We start from the raw sequence: 17,596 nt of genomic DNA on the forward strand, positions 1-17,596 counted from the left end.
AAAGAAGCCATTTCCCTTATAAAAGGGATGGCTTCTTTTTGCTTTCTAGAGGTTACTAGCGACGTTTCAAGTTATTGCGAATGTCCACAACAGCACTTGTCATCGTCTGCACTTCCCGCAAGTACCAGGCCGTAAGAGCTAATGCACCAATAGCAATAACAGGCATATAAGAACTATGCTTACTAGCTTTATAGGGACTTGAGCGGTAGTACATTACTTCACCTCCGTAAAACTTATCCTGCCCAAATGAGGAGCGAAAAATAGGACTAAAAAGAAGGAAGGATTTTTGAATATTCCAAAAAGATACCAGAAAAAATATACAGAAGCTTTTTGTTCTAAAATAGAAACTACAGGAATATAATTGAAAGGTCTGACATTAAAGGAAATGAATTATTTAGATGATTCAAAGCTTTAACAAAAAGATAACAATAGTTATACAGAAAAAGGGGTTAGTGCGGTGGAAAAAGAAACCTGCTATTGGTATAATTAAGCTATCACAAGATCAAGTTATGGTTATTTGACAGCATTGATTTGACATAAATTCAAAAAAATTAAAGCACAATTCTTTAAGGAGGTTGTTTTTCATATGAAAGCAGTTATAATGGCCGGAGGGCTAGGAACAAGATTAAAACCCTTAACAGACAATTTGCCAAAACCAATGGTGCCTATACATGGTAGACCCGCTATGGAATATGCAGTTATGTTGCTAAAAAAACATGGTATAACTGATATAGCAGTAACACTACATTATCACCCCAAAATGATTATGAATTATTTTGGGGATGGATCACAATTTGGTGTACGCTTTAGCTACTTTATTGAACGAGAACCCTTAGGCACTGCAGGGTCAGTTAAGCAAGCGCAAGAATTTTTAGATGAAACTTTTCTTGTCATCAGTGGAGATGGAATTACCGATATTCATCTTGGTAAAGTAATTGAATTCCATAATCAAAGATCCTCCTTAGCTACTATGGCTCTGACACAAGTAGACGATCCAACACAGTTTGGTATAGTTATTACAGACAGTGATGGACGGATAAATCGTTTTATTGAAAAGCCAAAGAAAGAAGAAATTTTTTCGAACACTGTCAATACTGGAATCTATGCCTTAGAACCTGAAATTTTTTCACATATTCCTGATGGTCTTTATGATTTCTCTAAAGAGCTTTTCCCAACAATTATGAAAAAACAGTTACCATTCTTTGGAGTTCCTATTAAAGGATATTGGCGTGATATTGGCACTATTGATCAATATCATCAAGTTCAGATAGATATAAAAAATGGACAATTAGGCAATTACTACCAAGAAGCTATATAACGACAAGATTCGTGAATGTTCGAGCGATATGCTTATTATTTTCAGTAGTATTCGATGTATAGGGTAGATTAGAGTCGGTAAAAATATGGATGTAGGGGATTTACCCCCTTTTGTTCCCCTATGTTTCTCCTCTAGAAGCCCCTTCCCCGGGGGCTTCCCCCCAAAAAAACAACAAAAAATTAGGATCAGACTATCATGGCAATCTCTTTAGAACTATTCCATGATAGACTGATCCTTTTCTTTTTATTGAACAATGTAAAAGTGTCGATGTAAAAGGCAGGAAAGAAAATGGCAGGTAAAAAGAAAATTATGACGAAATATAGTTTAAGAGCCTGCTTTAACTCAACTGCACTGTCACAAAAGGCGGTCGACAACATTGGAACAAATCGAAGGTAAATTAGTACGCACTTTATTTCAAGAAGAGACCTATACAGTCGTGCTTTTTAAAAACAAAAAAAGCACTATTACTGTAGTAGGACATTTTTTATCTCCCCAGATAGGTTTAACATATGCATTAGAAGGTGAATGGGTAGAACACCCTAAATTTGGCAAGCAATTTCGCCTAGCTTCTTACAAAGTAGTACCACCTACTACAGCCAAAGAAATGGAGAAGTTTCTAACTAGCTCTGTGTTAAAAGGAATAGGTAGGAAAATTACAAAAAAACTTGTCAAAGCCTTTGGTTCTGATGCAATTAAGATCCTTCGTGAAGAACCTGATAAGCTAAAAGATCTACCAGATTTGAGCGAAGAAGATATTAACGAAATCATGGAAGCTTATCATGACTTTGATTATGGCGAGAATCTTTTTGTTTCTTTGACACAATACGGGCTTGAAAGCGAACTTGTTTACAAAATTTTTCGTCACTATGGAAGAACCAGTTTAGCTGTCATAGAAGATAATCCGTATAGCCTTTGTTTAGATATTCGAGAGATAAACTTTGAGAAGGCCGATAGAATAGCATCACAACTAGGGTTTCCACATAACGACAGCAAACGGATGGAAGGAGCTATGCTCTTTAGCTTGCTACTAAGCCGTGATGAAGGCCATGTTTTTTTACCTACGTCAACTCTAGTCAATAGAGCTATAGAAGTATTACATTCTTCCAGTTATTATATAGATATAGCAAAAGAACAAGACATAAGTGAACAGCTTCTTAAAACTATTCAAGATGGCAAAATTAACTATTATTGTGATGGTTGTTATTTGCCAGACCTTTTTTGGGCAGAACAAGAAGTTGTAGAACATCTTTACCAGATCAAAGCAAACAATAAGCTTTGGCAAGTCAAAGTAGAAAAAGTTATCAAAACAATGGAAGAAGACTTTGGCATTACTTATGCACCGGAACAAAAAGAAGCCTTCTATGCACTAGCCCACAAAGGTGTAACTGTTATTACAGGGGGACCTGGAACGGGAAAGACTACAATCGTTAAAGGCTTAATTGCTCTTGTTAATAGAGCAACACCAAACGGAAAGATTACACTCTGTGCACCTACTGGTCGTGCTGCCAAGCGACTTGCCGAAACAACAGGACAGCCTGCTTTTACTATCCATAAAGTACTTGGACTAACTGGTCGTGAGAAGGAATATTCCTCTTATGACATAGAAGTATTAGAAGCTGACGTGATCATAGTGGATGAAGTATCCATGGTAGACATCCTGATGATGGCAACGTTGCTTAGATCTCTAAAAAAAGGTGTAAAACTAGTACTTGTCGGTGATAAAGATCAACTACCTTCTGTAGGGCCTGGTCAAGTGTTAAAAGACATTATTGCTCAATCTATGGGGGAAATCATTCGATTACAGCATGTTTTTCGCCAAGAAGACACCTCGGAAATTGTACTTAATGCACATCTCATTAATGAAGGCCAATTCCCTGATATTAGCAGCAAAAAAGATTTTATTTTTATACAACGTTCTCGTCTTCAAGCATCACGAGATGCTCTAATTGAGACAGTTCACCGGGCTATAGAAAGAGCTGGTTATACCCTTGATGATATTCAAGTATTATCACCAATGCGATATACAGATGTAGGTGTCTGGAACCTTAACAAAGCATTGCAAGAATTACTGAACCCTTTAGAAGTAGGTCAAAGAGAAGTAAAAGCTGGCTTTTATAACTTACGCTCCGGTGATAAAGTCATGCAATTGAAGAATAACTACGAAAAAGAAGTATTTAATGGTGATGTAGGCTTTATCACGGAGATCCTATTACGTAGTGACGAAGAAACGGACGAAGACACTATTATCGTACAGTTTGATGATACTATTTCTTACCCTCGTTCTGAATGGGACCAGCTTACCTTAGCTTACACAACAACAGTTCACAAAGCACAGGGAAGCGAATACCCTATAGTTATAATGCCATTAACTTTTCAACACCGAAGAATGTTGCGACGCAATCTCTTATATACAGCTGTAACTAGGGCTCGGGAGAAGGTAATTTTAATTGGGGAGCAAGAAGCACTTGCTTATGCAGTTCAAAACAATATAGATAGCACGCGCTTTAGTGCAATGACAAAACGATGGCAGGAAAATGTGAGTAAGGAGGAATGACTTTTTGACCATTGAGGCTTTTGTGATGAGGAATCTATGCTCTGGTTGTGGTGTTTGTCTGAACAGTTGTCCTTTTGGTGCTTTCATGAAAGTTGATGAGACAATTCAAGTGCTAGGTGTCCTTTGTCGTTCTTGTGAAGCTTGCTTAGAATGTTGTCAAGCAGGAGCAATTGCATTTAAGCCTAAATAAAACATAGATAACAATAAATGTTCCACCTTTGCCAGATGAAGTTTCCGGGGTACCAGGGGAAGGAGATAGCATCTTGGAATTACGATATATACGAATACGCAAAATATATAAGCATCTACACTTGAAAGAAGTAGAAGAAGTATGACATCAGCGGAACGAAAAGAGAATAAGCAAGCTATTTTACTGGCAGAAGATAGCTCTGTACAACAATTAGTCATAGTAAGGCAACTAAAAAAACTAGGCTATACAAACCTTACTACTGTTTCTAATGGCCAAGAAGCAATGGCAATGGTGAAAGCCTATGAATATGCTCTTATCTTAATGGATTGTGAGATGCCAATTTTAGATGGTTTTGAAGCTACGCTTCTAATAAGGGATTATGAATTTAAGCTAGGCAGACATACGCCAATCATAGCTGTATCAGGTCATAGTTTTGATAACAATGCTCAGCGTTATCTTGAAAAGGGTATGGATGATTGTCTTATAAAGCCAATAAAAATAGAAGAGCTTAAAATATTATTAGAAAAATACCTTTCATAATACTATTCAGAAGGGGAGAAAAGATCTAGTTTACGAGGTGATGCTATTGAAGGTCATGATAGATCCCGGACACGGCGGTCGAGATCCTGGTGCTGTAGGGCCTACAGGCTTACGAGAATCCGATGTAGCACTAGCTGTAGCACTAGAAGTCGCTTCATTGTTAAAACCAATCGTAGACTATAAATTAACGAGAGATAGGGATATTGCACTAGGACCTGATGTAAATAGAGATTTGCAGGAAAGGGTGCGCAAAGCAAACGAATATGATGCTTCCATATTTGTAAGTATTCATTGCAATGCCGCTACGAATAAATCAGCCAAAGGAACAGAAACATTTTGTTATCAGAGAGGTGGCAAGGGCGAGGAACTTGCCAAAAAAATTCAAAATAATATAATCAAAGAACTATCTTTAGTTGATCGTGGAGTAAAAACAGCTTCTTTTTACGTACTCAGGCAAACAAAAATGCCTGCAGTTCTAGTGGAATTAGCTTTTATCACTAACCCTGAAGAAGAAAAGCTATTGAGACAAAAAGAAGTACAGCAAAGATTTGCTAGAACTATTGCAGAAGCAGTGGCATCTTTTTTTAGCTTAACATTACCTAAAGAAGGTGATCATTTGTCTTCAACAGGCCCTTTTTCCGACGTGCCAGATGATCGTTGGTCGGCCAAAGATATTCAAGAAGCTTTTGACCGTGGAATTATAAAAGGTGATGAGCAAGGAAAATTTAATCCACAGGAAGCAATAACAAGAGAAGAGACTGTAGCCCTAATCAACCGTGCGATAAACTACATCATGTCAAAAAAATAATAAAAACCCCCTGAAAAAATAAAAGAACCCCCTGAAAAAATAAAAGAACCCCGCATTGTCCAAAAATGGACGGCGGGGTTATCTCCGTAGTAGACGAAAGAGGATTCGAACCTTTCAGCACAGGTGCCACTTTCCTGAACCTTACCATTTCTTCGTCTACCACATCGCCCTCTTACTTAAGGGAGGGCCAACAATGGGGTGCGGACAGCGGGACTTGAACCCACAATTGGCATTAGAACCTATTTGCTCCCTTTGAGCAGTATCCGCTTGATGAATTGTACAAGATTTTTATAAAATGGTCAAAGCTTTTATTCACCATAGATAAGAAATAATCCTTCTTAATAGATAATTTTTATCAAAATTCGTCAAATCAGGTAGTAAGAAGTGCGAAAGCATCTCTTGCTTTCCTATAATCACCAAATTATCAAATGATCTCAAAGAGAAATTTAAAACATGATCACTTATAATATAAAATATAATAAGTGATCAAACATAAGCTGTGGAAAAGGAGGGTACCTGTTGAATTTTAGCGGAGAACAACTACGCAAAATATTGACCAAAATAGTCTTACTTTCAACTTTTCTGCTTCTACTGCTCCACGGGTTCTCATTCTTTTCCGACTATAGTACTCAACAGATGGCTTTAGCCCGCGAGAAAAAAGTAACGTTAGAAAGCATAGAACAAGAAGAAAGAATTGTCAATATGTCATCAGCATCGCTTTTTACAGAAACAAGTTCAACCATTTCAGAAGAAACAAATCAAGAATTTCCTGATGACGAATATTACAAGGAACAGCAAAAAACAGCCTACTTAACTTTTGATGATGGGCCTAGTGAGATTACACCTCTTGTTCTTGATATTCTAAAGCATTACCAGATCCCGGCCACTTTCTTTGTAATTGGCAAACAAGTCGAAAATCATATTGAAATAACAGAACGCATTGTTAATGAAGGACATCAGATAGGGAATCATACTTATTCTCATCAATATAGTAGGATTTATAGCAATCCTGATGCTTTTATGCAAGATTTATGGAAAGCAGAAGAAATATTATACAATGTTATTCAAGAAAGACCTCGGATTATTCGTGCTCCCGGTGGAACACAAGGCAATTTTACAAAGCTTCTAGTAGAAAGATTATATGCCAACGGTTATATCTTTCACGATTGGAATATTGATGCTAGGGATACTTCTGCACCGCTAGTTTCAGCGCAAAGAATACAAAGAGAAGTCATCCAACAAGCTCAAAACAAAGATAGAATAATTGTTCTTTTTCATGATGGTCCTGGTAAGATAACACTACCTGAAGCTTTACCTGAGATTATTGAATATCTAATCTTAGAAGGCTTTACATTTAAGGTTATCGACGAAGATACAGAACCTGTTATACTTATGAAATAAGTAGTCACAACGATCAAGCCTCTCTTTGTCATAAAGAAGAGGCTTTTTTCACATAATTTTTAGGTTTCCTTAACGGAAAGGATATTGGTACAACAATGGAATATAGGTTTTTCTTGCCTTGATGTGCTATAATTGAAACATAATCGCCTGACAAAGGAGGGCAATCTGACAATGTTTGATGAAACAAATGAGACAGGAGCTATAATCCTTGTTGTTGATGATGTAATAACTAATGTAGAGTTAATGCGTCTTCAGCTAACCCGGGCAGGTTACCAAGTCTTAACAGCTCTTAATGGCGAGCTGGCTCTTGAGATAATCGAAAGCACACTGCCAGATCTGATCCTCCTCGATGTAATGATGCCGGGGATGAATGGGTTTGAAGTATGTGCCAAGCTAAAAGAGGATCCCCATACTCAACTCATTCCTGTTGTTTTAGTAACAGCACTTCATGAAGTAGAAGATAGAATAAAAGGGATTGAAGCAGGGGCAGATGACTTTATCAGCAAACCTTTTAATCGCGTTGAACTACTTACACGTGTAAAGTCACTGCTTCGCATTCGAAAGCTCTACCGTCAACTAGAGCGAAGTTATCAAGAAATAGAAACTAAGAACTCAATATTAACGGAAGAATTAAGAATGGCTCGACATGTGCAACAGCACTTATTGCCGGTAAAGTTTCCTAAAATGAAAAAACTATCTTATGAAGTCGCCTATCGTCCTACTATTGAAATCGGCGGTGACTTTTACGATTTTATTTCAGTTAGTGACGATAAGATGGGTATATTTGTTTCTGATGTTTCAGGTCATGGCGTTTCAGCGGCTATGCTAACTATGGTGGTTAGCACTATGATGCGTTCCATTACTCAGGAATTCAGCAAACCTGTGGAAATTTTAGACAAACTAAACCAACAATTCGGCGCAATGGTAGACGGGGAGCTGTCAGGAACTTTTGTTACCGCTTTTTCCTTGCTCATTGATCAGTCAACAGGTCGTCTTTCCTATGCTAACGCAGGTCATCCTAATCCTCTATTGGTGCGCGGTGAAAATGGAGAACTTGTTAAGTTAGATGCAGAAGGATTCCCCTTAGGACTTTTTGATACGTCGGAATATGAGTTCAAAGAAATTGACATTCGACCAGGCGACAAAATAGTTCTTTATACAGACGGTATTTTCGATGTCGTCAACAAAGATAAGAAGTTTTATGGATTAAACCAATTTTTTAAGCTCGTAGAAGAAATGGGCCACCTCCCAGCTAAAGAGATGACCCAAGCTATATTACAACGTATTGAGGAATTCTCAGAAGGTCTTTCCCAACCAGACGACATCTGCCTAGTTATTGTTGAATATCTAAAGTAAATTCTGGCTTTGTCATAGAACCTATCATTCTTGAACGTTCACCGTACTCAATAGTAATAGGTTCACGCCATTGTAAGGATGATAGATTGAAGATAGTAGAGGGTAAACGAAAAGTATTAACTTCACCATCGACTTCCAGGCGAAGATATAGATGGCCATTCTTTATACTACTTCCTAGATAGTAGCCTTCTGTCATTATAGAATGATTCGTATCAAGGTACTTGTAATAACTATCAACGCCTTTGAAAGCAACCATTGCAAACTGAATAATAAAAAATAGAATTAAACTGAGCAATATCGTCTTAACTCGCCACAATGATTTTTTGTTGGCCGGTGGACGCTTAGCAGTAAGCCTATAGAAGATGTGAAAAAGTAGCAATGTGGCTGTTGTACTGAAGGCTAACAGTAAGGTTACAAGTAGGTTTTGATAAAAAGAAATAGTAAAAACATAATCGTATGTAAGTTCTGCTGAGAAATCGGGTAAATATAGCAGGATAAGGGAAGTAATTAAACTTCCTAAGAGGAAGAAGAATAGTAAGAGACTAAGCGAGAATTTAGTTGGATCGACGATTCTACGTCTTTTTCTACTGTGAACCCTTCTAGCCCTCGAAGGAGGTATAGAGCGTCGTCTATTAGCCAGTCGGTTACACCTCCCCTGTTTTACAGTGCAAATATACTGTCTTATTTTTTCGAGATAAGTTCTTTTTTCTCCTTCTTTGCTTTTTAATGACGACGTCTTTTCTGTAAACGATTAGAAAATGAACGGTAAGGCGAAGGTGGGTTATGCCATGACCATCCAATTAAAAACACCGAGAACGCCTCGTGTTGTTAATACCCAAAAAGGTATAGTATCGGTGGCCGGCCCTTATAGCCCTGATAAGATATTACACTATCAGATGGATGAAGGTCTTTGTGCTTTTAGACCTCCTCAGGAGCAGTTAGAAGCCTTAGCAGAGATTGCAGATTTACCGCAAGGTCAGATAATATTGGCACTTCACGATAACCTAATTGTTGGCTATGTGACTTTTCATCCTCCTGAAGAATTTGCTCGTTGGGCCAAAAACCAGGTGCCTGGCATGTTAGAGATGGGGGCTATTGAAGTAAGTCGTCAATGGCGAAGCATGGGCGTTAGTAGCGCTCTTTTAGACGTGGCTTTTGGTAATTGTTCTATGGATACAGCAATAGTAATTGCCACTGAATATTACTGGCATTGGGACCTGAAAGGTAAGGACATGTCCATTTGGGAGTATCAAAAGTTTCTAGAAAGCCACTTTGGACGGATTGGGTTGAAGAGAATTGGAACAGATGAACCAGATATTTTAGCCCATCCTGCCAACATGCTAATGGTTCGTATTGGTTCTAAAGTGCCTCAAGAAACAATTCTAACCTTTGAAGAGTCACTTTATCTTAATCGTTGGTTTTTTTGAGATGATTAGATAAAGAGGTAGAAATAGAAGGGAGGACTTTTGCAACATGTTGATAGAAGAAATTATGGAAAAAAATGTTCACTTCGTAGGGCCTGAATCAACAGCCTTAGAAGCCCTCTTAATTACCCAAGAGAAGAGAGTGCGTCACATTCCCGTTGTAGAAGAAGGCAAGGTAATTGGGATTTTGTCTGATCGTGATTTGCGCGATGTAAAACCTTCTATCTTAAGCCCTGAGCAAGATGATTTATTAGCAACTACCAAAGTTAAAGATATTATGCGCAAGCCTGTTATTACAGTTCATCCTTTAGATGCTATGGAGGATGCAGCTAGAATCATTTATGAACATAAAATTGGCTGTTTGCCTGTTGTACAAAATGATCGCCTAGTTGGAATAATAACATCAACAGACTTGCTTCACTCCCTTGTTGTTGTGATGGGTGTAGCACAACCAGGCTCTCATGTGGAAATAGATGTTCCAGATAAACCAGGAGCTCTGCTAGACATTACCAGAATTATAAAAGAGCAGGGAATCAATATTATCAGTATCTATGTAACACCTGGCAAAACAGAAAATCGACGAACTATTGTTTTAAGGGTAGGAGCTTTTGATACTCGTGCCATTGTCGATAGCATCGTAGAAGCCGGATATAATATGATTTTTCCACTCCCCAAAAGACTCTATGAGGAGCATCGTAATGAATAAGTTGCCATCACTCATCTATTCGCCGGCACTACATGCCTACAAATTTGGACCTGATCATCCATTCAATCCATTACGTTTGGAATTGACCGTTGATTTAATAGAGAAATATGGCATCCTACCAGCGGAACAGAAATTCGAACCAGAGACATGTGAGTTAGAAGACATTTTAATGGTTCATCAAAGCAATTTCGTACATCTAATTGAAAAAGCTAGCCAAGGTGAAGCTTCTAAGGACTTGCTTCGTCCTTATGGTCTAGGTAGTGATGATACACCAGCTTTTCCTGGTATGTTTGAAGCTACCAAAACAGTATTGGGAGCTACTTTATTAGGTGCCAAAATGATCATGGAAGGCAAAAGCGATCACGTCTTCTCTATCGGAGGAGGCTTACATCATGGTCATCGCAATAAAGCATCAGGCTTTTGCATACTTAACGATGCTGCTGTAGCTATTTCCTATCTTCAGAGAAAATATGGACTTAAAGTAGCTTATATTGATACAGATGCTCATCATGGCGACGGAGTACAGTTTATCTTCTATGATGATCCTACAGTCCTGACTATATCGCTCCATGAAACAGGAAGATATCTATTCCCAGGAACAGGTCAAGTGGAAGAACGAGGACGATTTGAAGGCTATGGTTTTTCCGTTAACTTACCTCTAGAAGCCTACACAGAAGATGATTCTTTCATTGAACTTTATGAACAATCAATAGAACCACTTCTAGAAGCTTTTCAACCCGATATATTAATCACACAAAATGGCTGTGACGCCCACTATCTTGACCCTTTAACTCATTTAGCTGTTACAACGCGAACCTTTGAAGTAATTCCACATATTGCTCACCGTTTGGCTCACAAATATTGTCAGGGTCGTTGGCTCGCTCTAGGTGGTGGCGGTTATGATCATTGGCGTGTTGTTCCTCGAGCTTGGACTTTGTTATGGGCTGAGATGAATGATATTACCTTACCTAATGAAATACCCCAGGAATGGCTACAACGTTGGCAGAAACAGAGCCCTGTCTCTTTGCCTTTATATTTACGTGATGGTGAAAATGAGTTTCCACCAATACCTCGTAGAGAGATTATTACCGACAAAAACAAGGTAACTCTACAGCGTACAATGGGGGATGCTGTTGAACTAATCATGAGCAGAAGAGCTTGTTGAGTCAGAGCCGGCGAAGAAAAAGCCGGCTTTCCTACGTTGTTCAACCTCCTCTTCTAGGGCATGCTACTTCGTAAAAAGGAGGTTGGCAAAATCATTGTCCGCACCTTATCTACCCATGTCAATGCCAGAGATGGAAAAGTTAGGTTGGCAACAATGTGACTTTATCATCGTCTCCGGCGATGCCTATGTGGATCATCCTAGTTTTGGTACAGCTATTATAGGTCGTGTCTTAGAAAGTAAAGGATATAAAGTAGGCATAATAAGTCAGCCTAATTGGCGTAACACTAAAGATTTCAAAAAACTAGGACGACCTTACTTAGGTTGGCTCATCACAGCAGGAAACATTGACTCAATGGTCAATCACTACACAGCAGCCAAAAAAAAGCGCTCCAACGATGCGTATTCTCCAGGAGGAAAAAGTGGTTTAAGACCAGATAGAGCAACTCTTGTTTACTCCCAGCGCTGTCGTGAAGCATACAAAGAACCTCCCATTATTATTGGAGGTATTGAAGCAAGTTTGCGTCGCTTTGCCCACTATGACTACTGGGATGATAAAGTTCGTCGCTCCATCTTAATTGACGCGAAAGCAGATTTGCTTATCTATGGAATGGGAGAAAACACAATCCTAGCATTAGCTGACGAACTACGAAGTAGGCGAGAAGGAGCGCAAGAAGCAACAAAGCTCCTCGGGTCATCATTACAAGGCCTTTGCTATGTAGCGCAAGATAAGACAGCTTTTCAAGAGCGAGAAGATATACTTTTTCTTCCCTCTTACGAAGAAGTAAAAGAAAGCAAGACAGCTTATGCTAAAGCTTTTCAACTTCAAGAACGAGAACAGAATCCTTATCAAGGTAAGACTTTAGTTCAACAACATCAGGAACTTTTTCTCGTTCAAAATCGCCCCCCACTTCCCATGACGACGAAAGAAATAGATCAAGTCTTTGCTTTGCCTTTTTCCCGTAAGGCCCATCCTGCTTATGAAAAATTAGGCGGTGTTCCAGCTTTAGAAGAAGTTGAGTTTAGCCTAACAGCTCAACGGGGATGTTTTGGTGGCTGTTCTTTTTGTGCCCTTACTTTTCATCAAGGACGTATTATTCAAAGTAGAAGTGACCAATCATTGCTTACAGAAGCCCAAAAAATGGTTACGTCACCAAACTTCAAAGGATATATTCATGATGTTGGTGGACCAACGGCTAACTTTCGTCGGCAAGCTTGTAAAAAGCAATTAAAAGCTGGTGCTTGTAGAGACCGTCACTGTCTCTTCCCCAAACCTTGTCCTAATCTAGAAATAAATCACGATGAATACTTAGATTTGTTGCGTAAATTACGTAAACTTGAAGGAGTAAAAAAAGTTTTTATTCGTTCAGGATTGCGTTACGATTATCTCATGGCTGATAAGAAAGAGCGACGACGACGTTTTCTAGAAGAAATCTGTCAGCACCATGTTAGTGGACAATTAAAAGTTGCTCCTGAGCATGCTTCAGCAAAAGTTCTTCAGTATATGGGAAAACCTGGTATCGACGTCTATGACGCTTTCAAAAAAGAGTATGAAGAGATTAACAAGAATCTGGGCAAGAAACAGTATCTAGTACCATACCTCATGTCTAGTCACCCTGGTGCAACTATCCATGAAGCTATAGAACTGGCAGAAAAAATTCGTGATTGGCGATATACGCCTGAACAAGTACAAGACTTTATACCCACACCGGGTAGCTTATCAACTTGTATTTACTATACTGGTATAGATCCTAGGACGATGGAAGAAGTTACAGTGCCTCGAACACAAAAAGACAAGGCTTTGCAAAGAGCTTTGCTACAGTTTCGAAAGCCTGAGAATTATGATCTTGTCTATCAGGCTCTCTGTAATGCAGAACGAAAAGATTTAATTGGCTTTGGAGCTAATAAGCTAATCGGACCACGTAAGCATCAAAAAGCTAAAAAGAGCAAGATTGAAAGCACTGTAGAAAAGAAAAACAAAGTCATTCGTAAGAAGAGAAGACTTTAAGTTTTGACAGAGATAAACCTATCCAGTATACTTTTATTTTAACAAGTGGAAAGGTGGAAAGGACTTTGGCAACAAAATTCAATATAACTAGCCTAGGCTGTGCCAAAAACCGTGTAGATACGGAAGTCATGATGGGACTTTTGCGCAGTGCTGGATATGATTTGGCCCATCGAGAAGAAGATGCCGAAGTCCTTATTGTTAACACCTGTGGCTTCATTCTTCCTGCAAAAGAAGAATCTATTAATCGGATTCTAGAACTAGCTGCGTTGAAGCAAAGTGGAGCTTGTCGTGCTCTTCTAGTTGCTGGTTGCCTATCACAAGGTTACTCATCAGAATTAGCTGATGAATTGTCAGAAGTTGATATATTCTTAGGACCAGGTGAAGTACCTCAAATCGCCGATCTTGTAGCCAAAGCATTAGCTGGCAACAAATTCGTAGAAGTTGGCAAACCAGATTATCTTTATGATCACAATACTCCAAGAATGCTTACAACGCCTTTTCATTATGGATATCTAAAAGTAGCTGATGGCTGCGACAACTTCTGTAGTTACTGTGCCATTCCAAGCCTAAGAGGAAATTTTCGTTCTAGGAGCGAAGAATCTATTCTTGCAGAAGCACAGAATCTCGTACAGCGAGGCGTTCAAGAAATTCTACTAATCGCTCAAGATACGACTCGTTATGGCTTTGATCGCTACGGTGAAGACCGTTTACCTCAGTTATTGCATAAGTTTCGGGAAGTAGAAGATTTACAATGGTTAAGATTAATGTATTGTTATCCTGATCATATTACACCGCAACTTATTGAGGCCATGGCTAAAGATCCCAAGATATGCAAATATATCGATCTTCCTTTGCAACATGGTGATGACTATATCCTGCAAGCTATGAATCGTCGTGGATCTAAGCAAGAGATAAAAAAACTAGTTCAATCTTTGCGCGAAAACATACCAGGCATTGCGATTCGTAGCACCTTTATCGTTGGTTTTCCTGGAGAAGAGGAAAGTCATTTTCAGAACTTGCTAGAATTTATGGAAGAAATGCGTTTTGATCGTGTTGGTGTTTTTACATATTCGCAAGAAGAAAGAACACCAGCTGGGCAACGACTCGACCAAGTCCCCGAAGAGGTCAAAGAAGAACGATTCCATCGTGCCATGGCCTTACAACAAGAAATTTCTCTTTCCGTTCAAAAAGAATGGATTGGAAAAACGGTAAAAGTACTAATTGAAGAAGAAGTGGAACAGGGACTCTATCGTGGTCGAAGTGAAAGAGAAGCGCCTGAAGTAGATGGTTTCATTGAATTCTCTGGCAAAGACTTGATGCCGGGACAGTGGGCAACCGTAAAGATTAAGGCGGCAGGGCACTATGATCTGATGGGGGAAGCGTTAGATGAATCTGGCCAATAAAGTAACCTTAACGAGAATAATGTTTGTCCCCCTCTTTATGATTATTTTGCTTATTCCAGAAATACCTTATCGTCAATACATTGCCGCTGGCGTATTTATAATCGCCGCGGCAACTGATGGCTTAGATGGCTATATTGCACGTTCAAGAAAACAGATAACTCGCTTGGGACAATTTATGGATCCTCTAGCAGACAAATTGCTTGTTTCAGCTGCCTTGATATCACTCGTTGAGCTAGGCAAAATTTCAGCATGGATTGCTGTGATCATCATTGGTCGAGAATTTGCTGTTACAGGATTGCGAGCAATCTTAGCTGGTGAAGGTCAATCAGTAGCGGCAAGCAATTTAGGTAAGTTAAAAACAGTTTTTCAGATTATCACCGTAGTAGTTATTCTTATTGATGAAGCACTTAGCATAGTTATTCCATTACCTATATCGCAAGTAATTCTCTACCTAGCTGTTATTTTCACCATTTGGTCTGGTGTTGACTACTTTATGAAAGCCAAAGGAATTTTACAGAACCGTCTGGAGACATGATGTTTTCAGACGGTTTTTTCTATTCCCAGTCCTTTACTAATGCAATTGCTCTACACAAACCTTATAATCACTATATGAATAGTAGATATGATTCTTTTGTTTGTTGAGAGAGGAGAAAAAACAGATGGGAATGAAGTTACTGCGCATCGGTGCTGTGACAATTGTGACACTAGCAATGCTTTGGAGTGGTCACAGTGTTTATGAAAAGTATGTATCAGAAAAACCTTTTCACGAAGCTGTTATTAACCTTCTTCCTAATGCTGTTGTAGAGCACAAGAAAGAAGGAAGTAAGGTTATTGTAAATGTAGAAAGCGACAAAATAGATGATCTTGGTAAACAATATCGTGATATTTACAAAATGAGTAAAGAACATTTAGGATCAGAAGTTGAACTTAACTTTTTAGATCATCCTGATGAAGATCTTACAGATCTTTGGAAAGTTATTCAGTTTCCTTTGTACCAAGGACTAGCAACAGGTAAATATATGGATATGCATAATGAAATTAATTTCATTGTTAGCCAAACAGAAATGGATTACCTTGTTACGCTAGATGAAAAACATCTCTATCTACAAATTGCTAAAAATGATAAATATCTATATAGGATCATTTCTCGTGAAAGAGGCGGTGAAGCATCATGAATCAAGCAGAAAAGAAGAGTTGGTTAGAAGAAGCCTTGTTAGGCATACTCATTGCCATTACTCTCTTTTTGTCCTACAAGCTTATGTCTCCACTTCCTTTAATTCTAGCTGGTATTTCTTCAATGATTTATTTGATTTGGCAACAACGACAGCAAGCAACACAAAGCTTAGGTGACTACAAAGTGGAATCTACTTTTTCATTTGAAGAAATTGGTGGACAAAGAGTTGCCAAGAAAGAGCTTTCAGAAGCCTTGGATTTTATGGTGCAAAGCAAAGAAGCACAAGATCTAGGCATTCGCCCTCTCAAGGGAATCCTATTATGTGGACCTCCAGGGACAGGAAAAACACTACTAGCCAAAGCATCGGCAACTTATACAAATAGTGCTTTTTTGAGTTGCTCCGGCAGTGATTTTATTGAAGTTTATGCAGGTGTGGGAGCTAGTCGAATTCGAAACCTTTTCAATAAAGCACGAGAAAAAGCCAAAAAAAGTGGCAAAAAAGGTGCCGTAATTTTTATTGATGAAATTGATGTACTTGGTGCCAAACGTGGTGGCAATCGAGGTCACATGGAATACGAGCAAACACTTAATGCTTTACTTGTTGAAATGGATGGTTTGAAAAGCCATGAATCGATACAAATTCTGATTATGGGAGCAACAAACAGACCAGATCTTTTGGATCCGGCTTTACTAAGACCAGGCCGTTTTGATAGACAGATTCAAGTAGACTTACCTGACAAAGAAGGAAGAGAACACATTCTCAAAATTCATTTGAGAAATAAACCAGTTTCTGATGAAGTAGATCTTTCTATCTTGGCTAAAGAAACAGTAGGTTTTTCTGGTGCTCAGCTGGAAAGTATTTGTAATGAAGCGGCTATTTTATCGCTGAGACTGGGAGAGAAAATGATTAGTTTCGATCAGTTGAAAGAATCTATTGAAAAGGTACTACTAGGAGCTTCCGGTGATCGTAAAGCTTTAGAAGAAGAACTATGGCGTGTTGCCGTTCATGAGACAGCCCATGCCTTAGTTAGTGAATGGGAACGACCTGGATCCGTAGCTCGCTTAACAATTTCACCTCGAGGAAGAGCTCTAGGTTATTTACGTCAGGTACCTCCTGAAGAAAAAGTTCTAGAAACGAAAACAGATATGCTTAGCTCTATCCGTGTAGCTTTAGCGGGTCTTGTAGCTGAAGAAGAAATTTTAGAGCAAGGCTCAACAGGTGCAAGACAAGATTTGGCAATGGCTTCACAACTGGCACAGCAAATTGTACTTTCAGGATTATCTGATATAGGCCCTAGTGGGGCCACAGAACTTCCCGAAAAAACTCGTTTTCAAGAACTACAAAAAATATTAGATAGTGAAAAAGCACATCTTGAACTAAAAATAAAAAGCCATCGTTATCAGTTAGAAAAGATGGCTACTTTACTGCGTGAGAAAGAAAGTCTTTCTGGCGATGAGTTTCGAGGGGCCATGAAAAACTACATGGTAGCTTAAAAATATTTAAAAAGCCCTGCTTTCATTTAATTGAAAGGCAGGGCTTTTTGCATACAAT

Annotated in this window: 17 protein-coding genes; 15 read left to right on the plus strand and 2 right to left on the minus strand. The window is 38.8% G+C overall.

All coding sequences use genetic code 11. The features are described 5' to 3' along the window. Window positions 1-55 precede the first annotated feature (55 nt). Window positions 56-214 (minus strand): hypothetical protein, encoded by a 159-nt coding sequence (locus F9B85_RS14250; RefSeq protein WP_170270049.1) that lies wholly within the window; start codon window positions 212-214, stop codon window positions 56-58. Between the two features lie 372 nt (window positions 215-586). Here F9B85_RS14250 and F9B85_RS00145 point away from each other — a divergent pair, with 372 nt between their 5' ends. From F9B85_RS00145 to F9B85_RS00175, 7 genes are all read left to right on the plus strand, one after another. Further along, window positions 587-1,318: a nucleotidyltransferase family protein gene (locus tag F9B85_RS00145; RefSeq protein WP_151617597.1), complete on the plus strand. Its 732-nt coding sequence runs from the start codon at window positions 587-589 to the stop codon at window positions 1,316-1,318. Between the two features lie 376 nt (window positions 1,319-1,694). Continuing rightward, the gene (gene recD2, locus F9B85_RS00150; RefSeq protein ID WP_170270050.1) at window positions 1,695-3,872 is read left to right on the plus strand and encodes an SF1B family DNA helicase RecD2; all 2,178 of its coding nucleotides are present in this window, start codon (window positions 1,695-1,697) and stop codon (window positions 3,870-3,872) included. A 4-nt stretch (window positions 3,873-3,876) separates the two neighbouring features. Next, a complete protein-coding gene (locus F9B85_RS00155) occupies window positions 3,877-4,062 on the plus strand; it encodes a 4Fe-4S dicluster domain-containing protein (RefSeq protein ID WP_151617599.1) in 186 nt (61 codons plus the stop codon). Between the two features lie 141 nt (window positions 4,063-4,203). Continuing rightward, window positions 4,204-4,602, plus strand: a complete 399-nt coding sequence (locus F9B85_RS00160; protein WP_151617600.1) for a response regulator — start codon at window positions 4,204-4,206, stop codon at window positions 4,600-4,602. Window positions 4,603-4,657: 55 nt separating this feature from the next. After that, entirely contained in the window at window positions 4,658-5,410 is a 753-nt protein-coding gene (locus tag F9B85_RS00165) for an N-acetylmuramoyl-L-alanine amidase (RefSeq protein ID WP_423245045.1), read from the plus strand. 519 nt (window positions 5,411-5,929) lie between these two features. After that, entirely contained in the window at window positions 5,930-6,811 is an 882-nt protein-coding gene (locus tag F9B85_RS00170) for a polysaccharide deacetylase family protein (protein ID WP_151617602.1), read from the plus strand. Window positions 6,812-6,982: 171 nt separating this feature from the next. Next, window positions 6,983-8,167 carry a PP2C family protein-serine/threonine phosphatase gene (locus tag F9B85_RS00175; protein WP_151617603.1) on the plus strand — a complete coding sequence of 395 codons (1,185 nt, stop codon included), beginning with the start codon at window positions 6,983-6,985 and terminating at the stop codon, window positions 8,165-8,167. Here F9B85_RS00175 and F9B85_RS00180 read toward each other — a convergent pair. Beyond that, window positions 8,145-8,462: a hypothetical protein gene (locus tag F9B85_RS00180; RefSeq protein WP_151617604.1), complete on the minus strand. Its 318-nt coding sequence runs from the start codon at window positions 8,460-8,462 to the stop codon at window positions 8,145-8,147. The two genes, F9B85_RS00175 and F9B85_RS00180, sit on opposite strands and share 23 nt — an antisense overlap. A 493-nt stretch (window positions 8,463-8,955) precedes the next feature. Between F9B85_RS00180 and F9B85_RS00185 the strand changes: the two genes are divergently transcribed. The 8 genes from F9B85_RS00185 to F9B85_RS00220 all read left to right on the plus strand — a co-directional run bounded on the left by F9B85_RS00185 (window position 8,956) and on the right by F9B85_RS00220 (window position 17,538). After that, window positions 8,956-9,594, plus strand: coding sequence for a GNAT family N-acetyltransferase (locus F9B85_RS00185; protein WP_151617605.1), 639 nt, complete (start codon window positions 8,956-8,958; stop codon window positions 9,592-9,594). Window positions 9,595-9,640: 46 nt separating this feature from the next. Then, window positions 9,641-10,297, plus strand: coding sequence for a CBS and ACT domain-containing protein (locus tag F9B85_RS00190; RefSeq protein WP_151617606.1), 657 nt, complete (start codon window positions 9,641-9,643; stop codon window positions 10,295-10,297). Then, entirely contained in the window at window positions 10,290-11,462 is a 1,173-nt protein-coding gene (locus tag F9B85_RS00195; RefSeq protein ID WP_151617607.1) for an acetoin utilization protein AcuC, read from the plus strand. The genes F9B85_RS00190 and F9B85_RS00195 overlap by 8 nt, the downstream gene beginning before the upstream one ends. Before the next feature lie 94 nt (window positions 11,463-11,556). Then, the gene (locus F9B85_RS00200; protein WP_479723888.1) at window positions 11,557-13,467 is read left to right on the plus strand and encodes a YgiQ family radical SAM protein; all 1,911 of its coding nucleotides are present in this window, start codon (window positions 11,557-11,559) and stop codon (window positions 13,465-13,467) included. A 65-nt stretch (window positions 13,468-13,532) separates the two neighbouring features. After that, on the plus strand, window positions 13,533-14,870 hold the full coding sequence (rimO, locus tag F9B85_RS00205; RefSeq protein WP_151617608.1) for a 30S ribosomal protein S12 methylthiotransferase RimO: 1,338 nt from the start codon (window positions 13,533-13,535) through the stop codon (window positions 14,868-14,870). After that, window positions 14,854-15,405 carry a CDP-diacylglycerol--glycerol-3-phosphate 3-phosphatidyltransferase gene (pgsA, locus tag F9B85_RS00210; protein WP_151617609.1) on the plus strand — a complete coding sequence of 184 codons (552 nt, stop codon included), beginning with the start codon at window positions 14,854-14,856 and terminating at the stop codon, window positions 15,403-15,405. The genes rimO and pgsA overlap by 17 nt, the downstream gene beginning before the upstream one ends. Before the next feature lie 124 nt (window positions 15,406-15,529). After that, window positions 15,530-16,045 carry a hypothetical protein gene (locus F9B85_RS00215; protein ID WP_151617610.1) on the plus strand — a complete coding sequence of 172 codons (516 nt, stop codon included), beginning with the start codon at window positions 15,530-15,532 and terminating at the stop codon, window positions 16,043-16,045. Beyond that, window positions 16,042-17,538 carry an AAA family ATPase gene (locus F9B85_RS00220; RefSeq protein ID WP_151617611.1) on the plus strand — a complete coding sequence of 499 codons (1,497 nt, stop codon included), beginning with the start codon at window positions 16,042-16,044 and terminating at the stop codon, window positions 17,536-17,538. The genes F9B85_RS00215 and F9B85_RS00220 overlap by 4 nt, the downstream gene beginning before the upstream one ends. Window positions 17,539-17,596 lie beyond the last annotated feature (58 nt).

This window comes from Heliorestis acidaminivorans (assembly GCF_008933955.1).
GTDB classification, from domain to species: Bacteria; Bacillota; Desulfitobacteriia; order Heliobacteriales; family Heliobacteriaceae; genus Heliorestis; species Heliorestis acidaminivorans.